The 17,244-nt window shown below is 64.0% G+C and carries 17 protein-coding genes and 1 tRNA gene; 13 read left to right on the top strand and 5 right to left on the bottom strand.

Features of this window, described 5'->3' with window-relative positions; all coding sequences use genetic code 11:
- Window positions 1-62 precede the first annotated feature (62 nt).
- Entirely contained in the window at window positions 63-494 is a 432-nt protein-coding gene (locus tag VWY75_RS06665; RefSeq protein WP_340545201.1) for a cupin domain-containing protein, read from the top strand.
- Between the two features lie 59 nt (window positions 495-553).
- Here the strand turns inward: VWY75_RS06665 and VWY75_RS06660 are convergent, their stop codons facing one another.
- Window positions 554-1,726 (bottom strand): anhydro-N-acetylmuramic acid kinase, encoded by a 1,173-nt coding sequence (locus VWY75_RS06660; protein ID WP_416537331.1) that lies wholly within the window; start codon window positions 1,724-1,726, stop codon window positions 554-556.
- Between the two features lie 153 nt (window positions 1,727-1,879).
- Between VWY75_RS06660 and tyrS the strand changes: the two genes are divergently transcribed.
- Window positions 1,880-3,136 carry a tyrosine--tRNA ligase gene (gene tyrS, locus VWY75_RS06655; protein ID WP_416537330.1) on the top strand — a complete coding sequence of 419 codons (1,257 nt, stop codon included), beginning with the start codon at window positions 1,880-1,882 and terminating at the stop codon, window positions 3,134-3,136.
- A 310-nt stretch (window positions 3,137-3,446) separates the two neighbouring features.
- Here tyrS and VWY75_RS06650 read toward each other — a convergent pair whose 3' ends face one another.
- Window positions 3,447-3,584, bottom strand: a complete 138-nt coding sequence (locus tag VWY75_RS06650) for a hypothetical protein (RefSeq protein ID WP_340545198.1) — start codon at window positions 3,582-3,584, stop codon at window positions 3,447-3,449.
- A 45-nt stretch (window positions 3,585-3,629) separates the two neighbouring features.
- On the opposite strand from VWY75_RS06650, the gene VWY75_RS06645 reads away from it, so the two are divergent.
- From VWY75_RS06645 to VWY75_RS06630, 4 genes are all read left to right on the top strand, one after another.
- Window positions 3,630-4,574 (top strand): GNAT family N-acetyltransferase, encoded by a 945-nt coding sequence (locus VWY75_RS06645; protein ID WP_340545197.1) that lies wholly within the window; start codon window positions 3,630-3,632, stop codon window positions 4,572-4,574.
- Window positions 4,575-4,646: 72 nt separating this feature from the next.
- Window positions 4,647-5,402, top strand: coding sequence for an SDR family NAD(P)-dependent oxidoreductase (locus tag VWY75_RS06640; RefSeq protein ID WP_416537749.1), 756 nt, complete (start codon window positions 4,647-4,649; stop codon window positions 5,400-5,402).
- Window positions 5,403-5,561: 159 nt separating this feature from the next.
- Window positions 5,562-6,047, top strand: coding sequence for a GFA family protein (locus tag VWY75_RS06635; RefSeq protein WP_416537750.1), 486 nt, complete (start codon window positions 5,562-5,564; stop codon window positions 6,045-6,047).
- A complete protein-coding gene (locus VWY75_RS06630; protein WP_416537751.1) occupies window positions 6,044-6,598 on the top strand; it encodes a sugar O-acetyltransferase in 555 nt (184 codons plus the stop codon). Before VWY75_RS06635 ends, VWY75_RS06630 begins: the two co-directional genes overlap by 4 nt.
- Before the next feature lie 167 nt (window positions 6,599-6,765).
- On the opposite strand, the gene VWY75_RS06625 is transcribed toward VWY75_RS06630, so the two are convergent.
- The 3 genes from VWY75_RS06625 to VWY75_RS06615 all read right to left on the bottom strand — a co-directional run bounded on the left by VWY75_RS06625 (window position 6,766) and on the right by VWY75_RS06615 (window position 10,048).
- Window positions 6,766-8,553, bottom strand: coding sequence for an ABC-F family ATP-binding cassette domain-containing protein (locus VWY75_RS06625; RefSeq protein WP_416537799.1), 1,788 nt, complete (start codon window positions 8,551-8,553; stop codon window positions 6,766-6,768).
- 65 nt (window positions 8,554-8,618) lie between these two features.
- Window positions 8,619-9,413 (bottom strand): GNAT family N-acetyltransferase, encoded by a 795-nt coding sequence (locus VWY75_RS06620; protein ID WP_374015623.1) that lies wholly within the window; start codon window positions 9,411-9,413, stop codon window positions 8,619-8,621.
- A 167-nt stretch (window positions 9,414-9,580) separates the two neighbouring features.
- Window positions 9,581-10,048: an outer membrane protein assembly factor BamE gene (locus VWY75_RS06615; RefSeq protein WP_416537752.1), complete on the bottom strand. Its 468-nt coding sequence runs from the start codon at window positions 10,046-10,048 to the stop codon at window positions 9,581-9,583.
- Between the two features lie 87 nt (window positions 10,049-10,135).
- Between VWY75_RS06615 and VWY75_RS06610 the strand changes: the two genes are divergently transcribed.
- The 7 genes from VWY75_RS06610 to VWY75_RS06580 all read left to right on the top strand — a co-directional run bounded on the left by VWY75_RS06610 (window position 10,136) and on the right by VWY75_RS06580 (window position 17,224).
- Complete coding sequence (locus tag VWY75_RS06610) at window positions 10,136-10,681, top strand: YceD family protein (RefSeq protein WP_340545191.1); 546 nt, start codon at window positions 10,136-10,138, stop codon at window positions 10,679-10,681.
- 219 nt (window positions 10,682-10,900) lie between these two features.
- Window positions 10,901-11,107: a 50S ribosomal protein L32 gene (rpmF, locus tag VWY75_RS06605; protein ID WP_014874239.1), complete on the top strand. Its 207-nt coding sequence runs from the start codon at window positions 10,901-10,903 to the stop codon at window positions 11,105-11,107.
- A gap of 40 nt (window positions 11,108-11,147) precedes the next feature.
- Window positions 11,148-12,272: a phosphate acyltransferase PlsX gene (gene plsX, locus VWY75_RS06600; protein ID WP_340545190.1), complete on the top strand. Its 1,125-nt coding sequence runs from the start codon at window positions 11,148-11,150 to the stop codon at window positions 12,270-12,272.
- A gap of 15 nt (window positions 12,273-12,287) precedes the next feature.
- Window positions 12,288-13,259, top strand: a complete 972-nt coding sequence (locus VWY75_RS06595) for a beta-ketoacyl-ACP synthase III (protein ID WP_416535889.1) — start codon at window positions 12,288-12,290, stop codon at window positions 13,257-13,259.
- 119 nt (window positions 13,260-13,378) lie between these two features.
- Window positions 13,379-13,681, top strand: a complete 303-nt coding sequence (gene ihfA / locus VWY75_RS06590; RefSeq protein ID WP_008207184.1) for an integration host factor subunit alpha — start codon at window positions 13,379-13,381, stop codon at window positions 13,679-13,681.
- Between the two features lie 29 nt (window positions 13,682-13,710).
- Window positions 13,711-17,058, top strand: a complete 3,348-nt coding sequence (locus VWY75_RS06585; RefSeq protein ID WP_416537753.1) for a MerR family transcriptional regulator — start codon at window positions 13,711-13,713, stop codon at window positions 17,056-17,058.
- 89 nt (window positions 17,059-17,147) lie between these two features.
- Window positions 17,148-17,224 (top strand) — tRNA-Pro (locus tag VWY75_RS06580).
- Window positions 17,225-17,244: the final 20 nt, after the last annotated feature.

The following is a 17,244-nucleotide window of genomic DNA, read 5'->3' as shown; positions in this document are numbered from 1 at the left end:
GGCCCAAACATATGCGGCAAATGCCAAATTGCCAGAGCCAACAGACAAAACGGAGCACTGACATGACCGCCGATGAGATCATCGCCCGGCTGAACCTCCAGCCCCACCCCGAAGGCGGCTATTACCGCCAGACATGGATCGCCGAAACCACAGCCAGCCACGACGACCGCGCAACCGGCACCTGCATCTATTTCCTGCTGAAGGCGGGTGAGAGCAGCCACTGGCACCGTGTCGATGCCACCGAGATCTGGCTTTATCACGCTGGCGCGCCGCTGGTGCTGTCGCTGTCAGCCAGCGATGACGGCCCCGCCCACGACCACCTGCTGACCCCGGACCTGACCACCGGAGAACCGCAGCTGATCGTCCCCGAAGGCCACTGGCAGGCCGCCCGCACCACCGGCGACTATACGCTGGTCAGCTGCACCGTCTCACCGGGGTTCCGGTTCGAGGGCTTCACCCTCGCCGACCCCGGCTTCGATATCCCGCGCGCCTGACCCCAGATTGCTTCGAAGGGATTTGCCAGGAAACCTCCAAGTTTCCCGGCCGCCAGACCTCAGTCCTCGCGCCCCGGCACACTCACCACACCGCCGCCAACACAGGCGCTGACACCGGTTGTGCCGGGACAGGAGGTCGGCAGCCCGCGCGCGACCCGTACCGCCAGATGGGCAAAGGCCTGCGCCTCCAGCATGTCGCCATCCAGCCCCACCGTCTCGATCGGCTGAACCGGGCAGTCCAGCGACACCCGCAGCATCTCCATCAGCACCGGGTTGTGGCGCCCGCCGCCAGTGACCAGCACCACCTCCGGCGGCTCCGGGCAATGCTCCATCCCCTGTGCAACAGCAGCGGCGCACATGCCGGTCAGCGTCGCCGTCGCATCGCGGTCGCTCAATTCGGAGACCAGCGTGATCATCTCGGAAAAATCATTGCGATCCAGAGATTTCGGCGGCATCCGGGCAAAATAGGGCTCCGCCAGAAACAGCTCCAGCGCCCCGGTCTCCACCGCGCCGCCACGGGCAATCGCGCCGCCTTCGTCCATCATCTGACCACAGCGCGCCTGCACCAGATCATTGATCGGCGCATTGGCAGGCCCGGTGTCAAACGCCAAAAGCGCGCCGGGATCCTCAGCCGCGTCACAGCGCGGATCGACATAGGTCAGATTGCCCACGCCGCCGAGGTTCAGGAAACACAGGGGTTTGTCCCGCTTCAGGTATTTGGCGCAGGCAAAATGAAAGAACGGCGCCAGCGGCGCGCCCTCCCCGCCCAGCCGCACATCGTCGCTGCGAAAATCCCAGACCACCGGGGTGTCAAGCTCAGCCGCCAGTGCCGCCCCATCGCCCACCTGCAGGGTGCCCTGCACGCGCGGCGCATGGGCCAGCGTCTGACCGTGAAACCCTATGACATCAACCGCCCGCTGATCCGCCCCGGCCTCTGCATCCTCAGCCAGAACCTGCGCCAACAGCGCCGCATGGGCGCGGGTCACGATCTCTGCGGCGGCGTCCACCTGTGGCCCCTGCCACTGTCCCAGTGCGGCCGCCAGCTGCGCCCGGTCCACCGGCTCATAGGCGCGATAGGCACTGGCGCCAAAGCCGTGGATCACCACGCCATCGGTCTCGACAATGGCCGCATCCACCCCGTCCAGCGAGGTGCCGCTCATGGTGCCAAGGGCGCGCAGAACGCCGGTCTTGGGGATCGCCACAGAACGGGCCGAGGAGGGGGATCTGGTCATGCTGATGGTGCCTGCTGTGATATTGGGCGCGCCGCGCCGGTTTGCGCCAAGGATACAGCAGCGAATTTCTTGCGCAAAGCCGTTCACACTGCTTTCCCCCCGGCAATTTGCGTTTTATACAGCAGCGCGCAATTTAGAAAGCCGAGGCACATCATGACCTACCACCCAAAATCGGACTTCATCGCAGTTATGATGGAACGTGGCTATCTGGCCGACTGCACCGATTACCAGGGCCTGGACGAGGCGCTGATGACCCCCGGCCAATCCGCCTATATCGGCTTTGACGCCACCGCGACCTCGCTGCATGTGGGCTCGCTGATCCAGATCATGATGCTGCGCTGGTTCCAGAAAACCGGCCATAAACCGATCACCCTGATGGGCGGCGGCACCACCAAGGTGGGCGATCCCTCCTTCCGCGCTGATGAACGCCCGCTGCTGACGGATGAGCAGATCGATTCCAATATCGCCGGCATCAAGAAGGTGTTTGCCGCCTATATCGACTATGACAGCGACGCGGATAACGCCGCCATGATGCTGAACAACGCCGAATGGCTGGATGATCTGAACTACCTCACTTTCCTGCGCGATATCGGCCGCCATTTCTCGGTGAACCGGATGCTGTCGTTTGAGAGCGTGAAATCGCGTCTTGACCGCGAACAGTCGCTGTCCTTCCTCGAATTCAACTACATGATTCTGCAGGCCTATGACTTCCTGGAGCTGAACCGCCGCTACGGCTGCGTGTTGCAGATGGGTGGCTCCGATCAATGGGGCAATATCGTCAACGGCATCGACCTCACCCGCCGGGTGCTGGACCATGAAATCTACGGTCTCACTTCGCCGCTCTTGACCACCTCGGATGGCAAGAAGATGGGCAAATCGCAGAATGGCGCGATCTGGCTCAATGGCGATCTGCTCTCGCCTTATGAGTTCTGGCAGTTCTGGCGCAACACCACCGACGCCGATGTGGGCCGCTTCCTGAAGCTCTATACAGAGCTGCCGGTGGACGAATGCAACCGCCTGGGTGCGCTGGAAGGGTCGGAGATCAACGCCGCCAAGGTGATCCTTGCCAATGAGGTGACCACCCTGCTGCACGGTGCCGAGGCCGCCGCCGCCGCCGAGGCCACCGCCCGCGAAGTGTTCGAGAAAGGCGGCATTGGCGACGACCTGCCCACGCTCAGCCTGACTGCCGCAGATCTGGGCGATGGCATCTCCATCGTGCAGCTGATCGTGAAATCCGGGCTGGCCAAATCGGGCAAGGACGCCAAGCGCCTGATCGCAGAGAACGGCGCCAAGATCGACGACGCGCCGCTGACCGATGCAGGGCTGATGATCGACGCCGCCGCTCTGGCCTCGCCGATCAAACTGTCTGCCGGCAAAAAACGCCACGCGCTGGTGCAGCTGGAGGGGTAATCGCCCCGCGGTGCAGCCGACGGGCCGGACCAACCGACAGCAATCAAAGAAAAGGGGCCGCTGTGGCCCCTTTTTCGATCCCGAAGATCAGACCAGCCGCAGCGCCATTGCCAGCCCAGGGCCGAGGCGTTGCGGGAACCTCCGCAAAAGGCTCCCGCCCGTCATCCCCCATCCCGGATGGGGTGTTCCCGTTGGGCGGGGCGCCGCGCGAAGGCGCGGCGCGGCAGCGCATCACGACAGGGCACCACCGCCGTGCACCGGAGCTGCTGACACGACCCGGCCCTCGAATTCCGTGCTAAAACAAAAGGCTTCACAGCACCCAGAGATCCAGCAGCATCAGCACCAGCCCAACCGGCAGCGACAGCGCCAGAGCCACCAGAAGAGCCGCAGCTTTGGTGACCCGCGGAGCCGGTGCGGAATGATTTCGAATTTTATTCGCATTTTTCATATCTTCATTAACCATCATTTAGGTTTCGCTGCGGTTAATGGCGCCATGTTCGATTTCACACCAGCAGATGTCATGCCCCGCCCCATTCTCCGCGACGAAACCATCTCTGCCCTACCGCAATCGGCGGAATTTGCCCGCGCGCTTCAGGCGACGGGCAAGGACCCTCTGGTGCTGAACCAGATGAAAGGCACCGTCGTCATGCGCCGCAAGCTCTGGGGCCGCATCAACGTGGCCATGGTCAACCGCGCCCGCATCGACAAGCCGTTGCGACTGCTGGAACAATTGCAGGAAAACGGCCTGCGCCGCACGCCCGTCATCCTGTCGCCAGAAACGCCGACCCCCGCCCTCGCCCGCCACGGCGCGGTGGCGCTGGTCAGCCCGGCGCATGTCGGTTTGCTCGACCTCACCGGTGACCCGGATCAGCGCCGCGCGGCGCTGCATCAGAAATGGCGCAACCGGTTGGTCCATGGCGAACAGCAGGGGCTGCGCATCACCCGCCAATCCCTGCCCCAGACCCCGGCGCATTGGATCTTTGCTGCCGATGCCGCGCAGCAATCCAGCCGCGGCTATCGCAACTGGCCGGTGGATCTGACCCTGGCCTATGCCCGCGAGAACAAGGGGATGGCCAAGATTTTCGAAGCCCATGACGGCAAGGAGATCGTCGCCGCCGTGCTGGTGCTCTGCCATGGGCGTGGCGCCACCTATCACATCGGCCATACCACCGATCGCGGCAAGGCGCTGTCCGCCCATAACCTGCTGATGTGGGAGGCGATGTCCTGGCTTGCCAAACGCGGCTATGAACAGCTCGACCTTGGCGTGATCAACACCGAAAACGCCGCCGGTCTGGCCCGCTTCAAACTGGGCACCGGCGCACGGCTGCACCAGCTGGGTGGCACCTGGGCCTATTGGCCGCCGCTGGGTCGGCTGCTGCGTCCGCTCGCCGCGCTCGACAAACGGCTGATGAACCCCGGGCTCTCTGGACACTGCTAGGGGGACGTGATTATCTGAACACACGTTCAGATATGAACCCGATAGCATAGACCCCCGGGAGGAGCCCTGCTCATGAAACTGTCGCAAACCGCCGCCGTCATCACCGGCGGCGCCTCTGGCCTTGGTGAGGCCACCGCCCGTCATTTTGCCGCCCAAGGCGCCCAGGTCACGCTCCTGGATCGTGACGCCGAACGCGGCGCTGCCGTTGCCGAAGAAATCGGCGGGCATTTTGCCCAGACCGACGTCACCAGCGAAGAGTCGGTTGCCGCCGCCATGGCGCTTGCCAGCGAGAAGATGGGCAAGATCAACGTCTGCGTGAACTGCGCAGGCATCGCCCTTGGCATCAAGACCGTGGGCCGCGATGGCGCGCACCCTCTGGATGCCTATCAGCGCACCATCGACATCAACCTTGTCGGCACCTTCAACGTCGCCCGGCTCGCTGCGGTGGAAATCGCCAAATGCGAGGCTGAGGCAGACGGTGGCCGGGGTGTCATCATCAACACCGCGTCAATCGCGGCCTTTGACGGCCAAAAGGGTCAGGCCGCCTATGCCGCCTCCAAAGGCGGCGTTGTGGGCATGTGCCTGCCGATGGCCCGTGATCTCGCGTCCTCTGGCGTGCGGGTGATGACCATCGCGCCGGGCATCTTCATGACCCCGATGCTGGCGGGCCTGCCGGAAGAGGTGCAGCAGCAGCTCGCCGCCGATGTGCCCAACCCGGCCCGGCTTGGCGACCCTGCCGAATATGGCCGTCTGGCCGGGTTCATCGTCGAGATGGGCTATCTCAACGGCGAGGTGATCCGCCTCGACGGCGCGCTGCGGATGCGCTGAGGCGCTCTCGGTTACCCGCATCGAAACCAAGACCTCAAGGGGCAGACCACCCCTTGAGACACCCCCTCTCCCCTCTCCGCGCAATACGGAATTGATCAGCGACAGCCTCCCGGTTCTCCGCTAGCCTGTCGCACAACCTTGCCGAGGGGGAGCAGACCCATGACCCAGCCCAACCTGCCGCTGACCGGCGCCTGTCTCTGCGGTGCTGTCCAGCTACATGTCACCGCCTCCCCCCTGCTGACGCTGGCCTGCCACTGCCGCGATTGTCAGAAACTTGCCGCCAGCGCCTATTCCCTGACCGTCATGTTTCCGGCAGAGGCGGTCACCGTCACGGGAGAGCTGGTGCAGGGTGGAAAACACAGCGAAGAGCGCAAGCATTATTACTGCCCGACCTGCCTCAGCTTTGTCCTCTCCCGCCTGAAGGCGGCACCAGAACGGGTGAACCTGCGCGCCTCTTTGCTGGATGAACTGACTTGGTTCACCCCCTTTGTCGAAGTCATGGCCGAGGACAAACAGCCCTGGGCGACGGTTCCGGCCGCTCACAGCTATGCCCGCTTCCCTACAACGGCAAAGGAGCTGGCGGATCTGATGGATGGCTACACCCGAACCATCAGACCACCCTCGCCCGGAACGGATCCGGCATGAGCAGATCCGAACGACAAAAGATGCAGGCGGGCGACTGGTACTGTTGCCTGGACAGCGAACTCTCCGCGTTGCGTCATCAGGCCCGTCTGGCGGTGCATCAGCACAATCACCGCCCCCCTGATCCCGGCGACAGCCTCAGCCCGTCGCTGGCAGCCCTCTTTGCCGGTCATGGGCAGAATTGCCTGATCGAGGCGCCGTTTCACTGCGCCTACGGGGTCAATATCACCCTCGGGCATCAGGTCTATCTGAACGCGGGCTGCACCATCCTTGATACCGCGCCGGTGTGCATTGGGGACCGCTCCATGCTGGGGCCGAATGTGCAGATCTACTGCGCCCAGCACCATAAGGATAAAGCTTTGCGCGCCAAGGGGTTGGAAATCGCCCATCCGGTCACGCTGGGGTGCGATGTCTGGATCGGTGGCGGCGCGATCATCCTGCCCGGCGTCAGCATCGGCGATGGCGCCATCGTCGGTGCCGGCGCGGTGGTGACACGAGATGTGGAGGCCGGGGTGACAGTGGTCGGCAATCCGGCGCGGGCGCTCCCTCGCTAGCATCCGCAGGGTCAAAACTCGCACCCGTTGCGCAGCAGCCGCGCGCTGCCTTAGGCTTCAATCAGGAAAAATTTATATTTTACAAATGACTACGACAGCGTCTTTGACCCAATGTTTCGCACGCGAAACATTGGGTCAGCCCTGCTTACCGAAAAATCAGAGGGGCTTCAGCCTGCGGATTTCTCTTCCAGCTCCAGCCATTCCTCCTCAGCGGCAGAGAGTTTCTCCTGCCGCTCCACCAGCGCATCGGTGGCCTTCTGGAACTTCACCGGTTCGCGGGTGAACAGCTCGGGATCGGCCATCAGCTGCTGCAATTTGGCGATCTCTGCCTCCAGCCGCTCGATCTCTCCGGGCAGCGCCTCCAGCCGGTGTTTTTCCTTAAAGCTCAGACCGTCCTTGGGCTGGGCTTCCTGCTTGGGTTTCGGCTTGCTCGCCTTGGCTTTCTCCGCCTTCTCTGCGGCACCTTCGACCGGGGCACGCTGCGAGAGGTAATCGCTCCAGCCGCCGGCATAGGCCGTGGCGCGCCCGCCGCCTTCCATGGCGATGGTGGTGGTGGCTACACGATCCAGAAAATCCCGGTCGTGGCTCACCAGCAGAACCGTGCCATCGTAGCTGTCCAGGAGTTCCTGCAACAGGTCGAGCGTCTCAACATCCAGATCATTGGTCGGTTCGTCCAGCACCAGCAGGTTGCTCTGCCGCGCCATCAGCCGCGCCAGCAAGAGACGCGCCTTCTCGCCCCCGGACAGGGACCGCACCGGCGCGCGGGCCTGCGCCTCGTCGAACAGGAATTCCTTCAGGTAGCCGACCACATGTTTCGGCTGCCCCCGGACCATCACCTGATCCGCCTTGCCCGAAATCCCCAGAAGCGGATCCGAGGTCAGGTTTTCCCAGAGACTGGCATCGCCGTCCAGCTGATCGCGGGTCTGATCAAACAGCGCCAGCTCCAGATTGGTGCCCATCTGCACATGGCCTTCATCAGGCTGTTCCAGCCCCAGCAGCATCTTCAGGAGCGTGGTCTTACCTGCCCCATTCGGCCCGACAAAGGCAACGCGATCGCCGCGCTGCACCTTCAGCGAGAAGTCCCGCACAATTGCCTTGTCACCGTAGGATTTCGTCAGCCCTTCGGCCTCGATCACTTTGCGGCCCGATTTCGGGCCCGCGTCCAGCGCCAGCTCAGCCGTGCCCTGCCGCTTGATCTGGCTGGACCGCTCCGCCTTCAGATCCTGAAGCGCGCGCACCCGGCCCATATTGCGTTTGCGGCGGGCGGAGATGCCCTCAACCGCCCAGCGGCTTTCGGATTTGATCAGCCGGTTCAGCTTATGCCTCTGCTGGTCTTCTTCTTCCCAGATCTTGTCGCGCCAGGCCTCAAAGGCATCAAACCCCTTCTCCTGACGGCGCACCTGCCCCCGGTCCACCCAAAGCGTCGCGCGGGTCAGGGCGCGCAGAAACGCCCGGTCGTGAGAAATCAGCACAAAGGCGGCGCGGGTCGATTTCAGCTCATTCTCAAGCCAGGTGATCGCCTCGATATCCAGATGGTTGGTCGGCTCGTCCAAGAGCATCAGATCCGGTGCCTCGGCCATCAGCTTGGCCAGCGCCGCGCGGCGTTTTTCACCACCGGAGGCCGTCGCCACGGGGCGGGCGGGATCAAACTTCAGCCCCTCGCCTGCCCGCTCCACCTTGTACATCTCGCCCGGATCCAGTTCGGAACTGGCAAAATCGCCCAGCGTGGCAAACCCGGTCATCTGCGGGTCCTGCTCCATATAGCCGACGGATTTGCCCGGCGGCACCACCAGCGAGCCGGTGTCGGCCTCGACCAGACCGGCCATCACCTTCATCAGGGTGGATTTGCCGGAGCCATTGCGCCCGACCAGCGCCACCCGGTCGCCGGGTTGCACCACCAGATCAAGATCCGCGAACACCGGATCGCCCCCAAAGGTGAGGGAGATACCGGACATCTGTAAAAGAGGAATACGTGCCATGTGAGGCTGCTAAACCGGGGCGCGGGGCAGGTCAACGGCTGTCAGCGCACCGGATGGTCAACGCCGGTGACAATGGCGCGCAGCAGACGTTTGCGCGCTGCGGGAATGGTGGCGATTTCCACCGCCGTAAAGAGATGCAGCGTGCCAAGCTCGCGGTCGATCACCGCATGGTCGCTGACCCAGCCGCCCATCATCAGATAGGTGCGCAACAGGGGCGGCATCTGCTGCTGCGCCGCCTTGCCATCCACGGGCGGCAGATCCAGTGCCGCAAGGGGCAGCACCTGCGCCGCCCGCACCCCCACCCCCTGCCCGGTCGGTGCCTGATGACGGGCCAGCAGCAGGGCAAGGGCCTGCCCATAGGGCGCCGGATCAACACCCTGAAAGGACGAGCAGCCAAACAGCAGCTCGACCCCGTGATCATCGACAAACGCCGTCAGCGCCCCCCAGGCAAGCCGCAGGATATCGGCATCCTGCCAATCGGGATGGATGCAGAACCGACCCAGCTCCAGCAACGGGCCACGACGGGCGGAAAACATATTCAGATCATATCTTTGCGCGGAATAACTCTGGGCGATATATGCGCCATCTGGCAGCAGCAGAAGGCGAAAACAACAGACCAGAACACCGCTGGCCTGATCCTCGATCAGCATATGCTGGCAGCGCAGGTCCAACGGTTCTGCGTCGAGCTTGCTGCGGCCGAAACACAGGCTTCGCAGCGCCCGCGCCCGTTGCAGATCGCCGCCATCACCGGCCACCTGCCCGGCGCCATCAATCAGCCGGACCCGATAGCGGCCACGACACAGCAGCGGCCGCGGCGCGACCTTTGCAGGGGACATCTTCACAAGGGGCAACAGATCACGCAACGCAGCTCTTCCAGCGACCACAGGCACCGCAGCCTGAGGCCTGCCTAGCATGGTTCACGTATCAGCCAAACGACGAAAGCCACCCCGGATCGGGATGGCTTTCTCAGAATTAGATATGCAGGCCGATAAGACCCGCCGCATCATTCGATCAGCCCACCGGGACCAAAGTTGCCGAGGCTGCCCAGCAGCTGGCGCAGGAAGGTCTTGTCCTGAACGTTTGAGCTGGTCACGCGGCGTTGCAGGGGAATCACCCGGCCCTGCTCCAGACCGTAGCGTTCGATCCCCGTGACCACGCCCTGATCGTTGAAATTGATCGCAACCAGCTCCCGCGAGACCGGCTTGCTGGCCGAAGGTCCGCGGCGGCGCATCAGGGTGGAAACATAGTAGTAGCCGCCATCGGTCAGCACGCCCTCTGCCGCCGGAACCCCAATGGTTTCAGCAACGCTGTCCTTGGTATCAACGCCGACAACCACCTCTGACAGCAGCTCTTCGCTGGGGACATATCCGTGCTTGCGGTACATGGAACAGGCGCCAACCGCGAGCCCCGCTACCAAGAGAACCGTGACCCTTATCGCCGCCTTCAGCGACCTCATACGTTTGGATGCCATGCTACTCTCTTGCCCCCCGGCTTGAATACGCCTTTGAACCGGATTACCTAAACCAAGCCTCCGGTTCAAGAAACGAAAGTCCCCCAAATGTCTGAGAGCACCGCTTTTCGGGTCGCTGACCTGCCGCAAAACCGCGCAACCTCGTTCGAACTGCGCCCCGACGCCGCTGGTCTGACCGCCCTCGCGCAGGAGCTGGGCGTCGACGATCTGCGCAAACTGCGCTTTGCCGGAGAGATCCGCGCTCTGGGCAAACGTGACTGGGAACTGGTTGCGGATCTGGGCGCCACCGTGGTGCAGCCCTGCGTGGTGACACTGGATCCGGTGACCACCCGCATTGATCAGAAGGTGCGCCGCAGCTTTATCGCCGGGATGGTGCATCCCGACAGCGAGGAAGAGGTGGAGATGCCCGAGGATGACACCAGCGAACCGCTGGGCAGCCATATCTCCCCGCATGAGGTGATGGTCGAAGCGCTGGCGTTGGCGCTGCCGCAATACCCCCGCAAAGACGGCGTCTCGCTCGGAGAATCAGTGCACGCCGAACCGGGTGTTGCCCCGATGCGCGACGAGGACACAAAGCCCTTTGCCGGGCTGGCCGCGCTGCGTGATCAGCTTGACGGCAGCCGCGAAGACTGAAAAGAGAGCGGCCAGACGATTCCGATTGGTGTTCATGCGCTGACCGGCCAAAAAACCACTTGCGCCAGCGTCAATTCGCAGTATTTTCGCGCGCTCATCGGAATTTTGGTTGGACATCGGCAAGGCTGAGGCCTAAACGCACGGCAGACCGATCGAAACATTGAATGTGAAACGCGCCGCGGGGACAGCCCCAAGGCCCCAAGTGACAAAGGTTGAGACATGGCTGTCCAACAGAACAAAGTATCCAAGTCGCGTCGCAACAACCGCCGCGCGCACGATGCACTGGTTGCTGCAAACCCGAACGAATGCGGCAACTGTGGCGAACTGAAGCGTCCGCACCACGTATGCCCCTCCTGCGGCCACTACGACGAGAAAGAAATCGTCGCAGCCGCTGACGAGATCGACATGGACGAAGACGCGGCCTAAGCCGCGTCTGCACCAGACTTAATGTCAGGCAGGCATTTTCATGGCGGGTAAACCCGATCAGATGCAGAAGAATGCCGGCCGCATAGTTATTTCGGTTGACGCCATGGGCGGAGATGCCGGCCCCGCAGTTGTGGTGGCCGGCATTGCCATGTCCGCCGAAAAGAACCCCGATCTGGGGTTCATCCTGCATGGTCCCGAAGAACAACTGACGCCGCTGGTCGCCAAGAAGCGTATTCTCGACGGCCGGGTGGAATTCCGCGATGCCCGCGATGTGGTCACCATGGAGGACAAGCCCTCTCAGGTGATGCGCCACGGCAAGGGCACGTCGATGTGGTCGACGCTGGAGTCGGTCAAGGAGGGTGAAGCCGCCGGTGCGGTCTCCTGTGGCAATACCGGCGCGCTGATGGCGCTGTCGATGCTGCGGCTGCGCAAGCTGCCCGGTGTGAACCGCCCGGCCATTGCGATTCTCTGGCCGTCGCGCAATCCACAGGGCTTCAACGTGATGCTCGATGTTGGCGCCGATGTGCGCGCCGACGCGCAGGATCTGCTGCAATACGCTATGATGGGCACCTCTTATGTGCGCAATTCGATGGACATTCCCCGCCCCCGCGTGGGCCTGCTGAATGTCGGCACCGAAGAGCACAAGGGACATGCCGACCTGAAAGAAGCCTATGGGCTGATCTCGGATCATTCCGAAACCGGGGGGTTTGACTTTGTCGGTTTTGTCGAGGGCAGCGATATCCCCGGCGATGTCGCCGATGTGATCGTCACCGACGGGTTCACCGGCAATGTCGCGATCAAGACCGGCGAGGGCACTGCCAGCCTGATGCGTGTCGCCCTGCGGGAAGCCTTTGAATATTCGTTCCTGTCCAGGATTGCGGCGCTGCTGGCGATGACCTCGCTCAAGCGGCTGTCCAAGCGCATGGACCCGCGCCGGGTCAATGGCGGTGTTTTCCTTGGTCTCAATGGCACCGTAGTGAAATCCCATGGTGGCGCGGATGCCACCGGTGTCTCGGCGGCGGTGAAGCTGGCCTTCCGTCTTGCCCAGCAGGGGTTTGCAGAAAAACTCGCCGCACGGGTTGCATCCTCTGTGGCGCTTACCCAAGATAAACCAGCGCAAATGGACGAGACCAAAACCGACCAGGCGCCCACCAAAAAAGACTAAAAGGCAGGCATCAGAATGACGCGACGCGCAGTAATTGTCGGGACCGGGCATTATCTCCCTGAACGCGTGGTCGAGAACGCGGAATTCGAAGCCACGCTGGATACGTCGGACGAATGGATTCGCAGCCGCTCCGGGATTGAGCGCCGCCATTTCGCCGCCGACGGCGAGACCACCTCCTTCATGGCCACCAAGGCCGCCGAAAAGGCGCTGGGTGATGCCGGGCTGACTGCGGATGATATCGACGCCATCGTGGTGGCCACATCGACCGCCGATCTCACCTTCCCCTCTGCCGCCACCATGGTGCAGGCCCAGCTGGGCATGACCCGCGGCTTTGCCTTTGACGTGCAGGCGGTCTGCGCCGGGTTTGTCTATGCGCTGAGCAACGCCAATGCGCTGGTGGCCTCCGGGCAGGCCGAGAAGGTGCTGGTGATCGGGGCCGAGACCTTCAGCAAGATCATGGACTGGAGCGACCGCTCCACCTGTGTGCTGTTCGGCGATGGTGCCGGTGCGCTGGTTCTGGAGGCGCAGGACGGCGCAGGCACCAGTGCCGACCGTGGTATTCTGGCCACCGACCTCAATTCCGACGGTCGCTACAAGGATCTGCTTTATGTGGATGGCGGCGTTTCCACCCAGAACACCGGCCATCTGCGGATGCAGGGCAATCAGGTGTTCCGCCATGCGGTCGAGAAACTGGCCTCCACTGCCAATACCGCGCTGGAGCGCGCCGGCCTGACCGCCGCCGATGTCGATTGGATCGTGCCCCATCAGGCCAATATCCGCATCATCCAGGGCACCGCCAAGAAGATGGGCCTGCCGATGGAAAAGGTGGTGGTCACCGTGCAAGACCACGGCAATACCTCGGCCGCCTCGATCCCGCTGGCGCTGTCAGTGGGCAAGGAACGCGGCCAGATCAAACAGGGCGATCTGGTCGTCACCGAAGCCATCGGCGGCGGTCTGGCCTGGGGATCGGTTGTCCTGCGCTGGTAAGCGGCAAAGCCAGCCCGAGAAGCGGCGCGATTTTACGGGCGGAACTCCGCGATGCAATTCATTGATATTGACAGGGAAATTCCCCCCGCCCTATGCTTTGCCAAACAGCGGGGATAGTCATGGGCGAAAAAACACTAACACGAATGGATTTGAGTGAAGCGGTCTTCCGCGAGGTTGGCCTGTCGCGCAACGAAAGCGCGCAGCTGGTGGAAAGCATGCTTCAGCATATGTCTGACGCCCTGGTCCGTGGGGAACAGGTCAAAATTTCTTCCTTCGGGACATTCAGCGTGCGCGATAAATCCGCCCGCGTTGGCCGCAACCCGAAGACCGGCGAAGAGGTGCCCATTCAGCCTCGCCGGGTTTTGACCTTTCGACCATCGCATCTGATGAAGGACCGGGTGGCAGACGGGAACCGTAAATAACGGTCAGTAACCACGGGACACACCACGCGATGTCAAAATCACCAGACGCCTTCCGCACCATCAGCGAAGTTGCGGAGTGGCTGGGGATCCAGGCGCATGTCTTGCGTTTCTGGGAAAGCAAATTCACCCAGATCAAACCGGTCAAACGCGCAGGCGGACGCCGGTACTATCGTCCTGCCGATGTGGAATTGATCAGCAGCATCAAGTACTTGCTGCACGACAAGGGGCTGTCCATCAAGGATGTGCAGGCGCTGTTGCGCGAACATGGCCCGGTCCATGTCGCCGCGATGGGCGGTGGCGCGCCGATAGATGCCGACACGGTTGAGGCGGACGCGGTCGAGGCGGACACAATTGAGGCCACGGTCGCAGAGGCGCAGGAGGAACCCGCCAGCGCGGAGCTGTCCGGGGGTGATCTTATCTCCGACGCCGAAGCGCCCGCGCCCGAGCCTGCAACCGCGCAGGCGCCAGAGGTGGCAGCCGCCCCCGCTGTTGAGATGCCTGTTGCGGACGTGCCCGTCACTGCGCCTGCCACCGCGCCTGTCGCCGCCGCTGCGACCACTCCTGCCGCTGCACCAATGGCCACTCTGGCTGCGGATGCCTCCCCCGGCGCGGCCTCGGCTGGGATGCAGCCCGCAGCAGCGGCACCAATGGCCCCTGCTTCCGCCGCGCCTGTTGCGCCGGTAATGCCCGCAGCGCCCGCCGCAGGTGGCCCGCCCGCGCCAGTGGTCGGCTCCGCAGCAACGTCACCGGTGGATGCCGGTCCGGTTGAGGCTGCCGCCTTCGACGCCGCCGCCGTGGCGCAGCCTTCCGATGCTGGCCCTGTCCCGGCGCAGCCCGAAACCGGCGCTGCCCCCCTGACGCCGGTGCAGCCTCAGGGCGCTGCACCAATGGCCCCACTGGCAGATGTTCCACCCGCCGCAGCTGCACCCGCTCCGACAGCGCCGCTTGCGGCGGAGCCTGCCATGGCGCCGATGGATCCGATTGACGCGGCTGTCGCGCAGACCGGTTCGGTCCACCCGCCTGCCGCACCGGTCAGCGAAACCGCCATCCCTGCCGCCGCCGAACCTACCAGCGATCTGCATGTCATGGCCGACGCCCCCGAGAGCGCGCCACAGGCAGATGGTCCTGCGGATGACCTCCCGCCGATGATGGACGCGGCCATGCCGCAGGCACCCGACGTTTCCGTGCCGGCGGATACCGCCGACGCGATCGCAGACCTGCCCCCGGCGGCGCCATCCGATGTTGCAGCGGAGCTGACCCAACCGGGCCTGCCGCTTGGTGAGGAAGACGATGCGCTGGTGGATGCGCCTGTCGACGCTGCGGCAGATGCGCCGGAGCAGGAGCAGGCGCAGCTCTGGCCGGAGACGCCGGAGTCGCAAGACCCCGGCACCGTGGAGGTCGCCGAGGCTGCGGCACTCCCGCCGGTGGCGCCGGAAGGGAACAGGCTTGCCGAACCGTCAGCGGATCCGGCGCTGGAGGCGACAATCGAGATACCGGTTGCGAGTCCGGTTGAGAGTCCAGCGGGCAGCCCGGTTGCCATGGCTCTGGACACAGATGCGGGCGCAGATGACAGCGCCGCGCCTGCGCCATATGCGCCTGACAGCACCATGTCTGATAGCGCCGCGCTGATGGCAGAACCGGGCGAGCCGGTGACAACTGTCGCGCCGGTGGAGCTGATAGCCGAGGCTGAGCCAGCGCCGCTCCTTGCACCTGAGCCTGAGGTCGAGCCTGAGCATGAGCTCATCCCGGAGGTCGTGGAAGAGACTGCGGAAGACGCATCAATCGAGGCCGAGGCACCGAATCTCTCTCCCTGGGGGGATGAGGAGCTTGCCTCGCCCGAGGTGGAAACGCCGGTTTCCATGGCAATGGCGCCTGCCGCCGATGAGGCCGAAGCCCTTGCCGGTGCTGGCGCGGATGTATTTGCTGCCGACTCTGACGCGCCGATGGCCGAGCCCCCCGCCGAGACGGATGCGCAAGATCCCGTGGTGTTTGATCAGGGCGACAGCCCGGCACCCGTGGTTGAGGCGCTGGACAGCGATCCCGCAATTGGCGATATGCCGCCAGACGCGCCTGCGGCGGAGGCCGTGCCAGAGGTCACAGTGCAGCCGCTGGGCGATCCTGAGGCCGATGTCGCACAGGAGGCTGCCGAGCCGGTAGCGAAAACCGACTTTTTCGCTGGTGGCGATGTGTCAGATGACGCGCTGGCAGATGGCGATCTGATAGCGGGCGAACTGGCGGGCAGCGATCTGCTGACCGACGCAGCGGGTGATCATCTGCCCGACGACAATGAGGCCCCCTCGCCCGAGGATGTGCCGCTGGCCTTTGCCGATGCAGCGGAGACGCCGGACGCTGCCGCGCCTCCGGCTGACGTGCTGGATATGCCTGACCCGGTTGCCGATCGTGCGGAGCTTGAGGCTGTGGCGGCACTGGAGGCAGGGCCGGAAGAGCTGCCAGATCTGGCTGAGGTTGCGGCCGAGGTTGAGGTAGCGGCTCCGGTTGCCCTGGAGGATCCGCAGCTGGACGCGGGCATTGTCAGCGATCCGGTCTTGGCTGCGCCTGCGGTTGATGAGGATCTGTTGACCACGCCGGTGCAGGAGGATGCCGCGCTGCCGGAACCTGACCTGCCGGAACCTGACCTGCCGGAACCTGACCTGCCGGAACCTGACCTTGCGGGACTTGAGGACGCAGGATTTGCGGCTGTCGCGCCGGAGCATCCCGAAGCGGAGGCCACTGAACTGGCCACCGCTGACCCGGCATCCGAGATGACCGAAGGCGCGGTTGAGCCTATCGCGCCTGAGCCACATGACGAGGATGCGGCTGCGATGCCCGCGGGTGGCTCCGATATGGCTGCCACGGGCGAGCTGAGCCCGCCGAGCGAATTGACCGCCCCTGTCGAACTGGGCGAGGCAACCGAATTGGCAGAGCCTGAAGAGCTGGCGCAGACCGCGCCGCTCGCAGAGCCTGTGGATACGGCAACGCCGGACCAGGAGGCGATGGCCGAGGTTACCGAGGTCGCAGAGGTCACGGAGACGGCGCCGGCGCTGGATGAACCGGCAGAGCCTGCCGCGCCGGTTTCCGCCCCGGCTGGGCAGGAATTTGTCGAATCCGATCTCCCCGCAGCCGATGTGGCCGAAGCGGACCTGCCCGCCGCTGATACATCTGCCGCTGACACCCCTACCGCCGACGATCCCGCCGAGGCTGCGGCGCCAGAGCTTCGACCGCTGGTGATTGATATCCCCGATGAGGCGGAGCCGCGCGCTGCGCAGACCTCCGGCGCGCTGTCGCGGCTTGCGGGGATTGCGCAGCTGCCTGCGGATCATGTCGGACAGGCCCGCGCCTGTGCCGAGGCATTGCGGGCGCATCGGGGCGCTGCCTAGGGTCGCGTCACATTAATCTTGCAGAGGCGGCGAAATAATCTGGTTTTTTCGCTTGCCCCTGCCGGAAAAACGGGTAGAAACCAGCGCAACGGGCTATAGCGCAGCCTGGTAGCGCGTCCGTCTGGGGGACGGAAGGTCGCAGGTTCGAGTCCTGCTAGCCCGACCAAAATACCCCGCCTCGCAAGG

The sequence above is a fragment of the Phaeobacter sp. JH20_08 genome (genome assembly GCF_048056635.1).
In the GTDB taxonomy this organism is placed as follows: domain Bacteria; phylum Pseudomonadota; class Alphaproteobacteria; order Rhodobacterales; family Rhodobacteraceae; genus Phaeobacter; species Phaeobacter bryozoorum.
The sequence above is the reverse complement of the archived record's forward strand: the minus strand, read 5'-3'. Positions and strand labels throughout refer to the sequence as shown.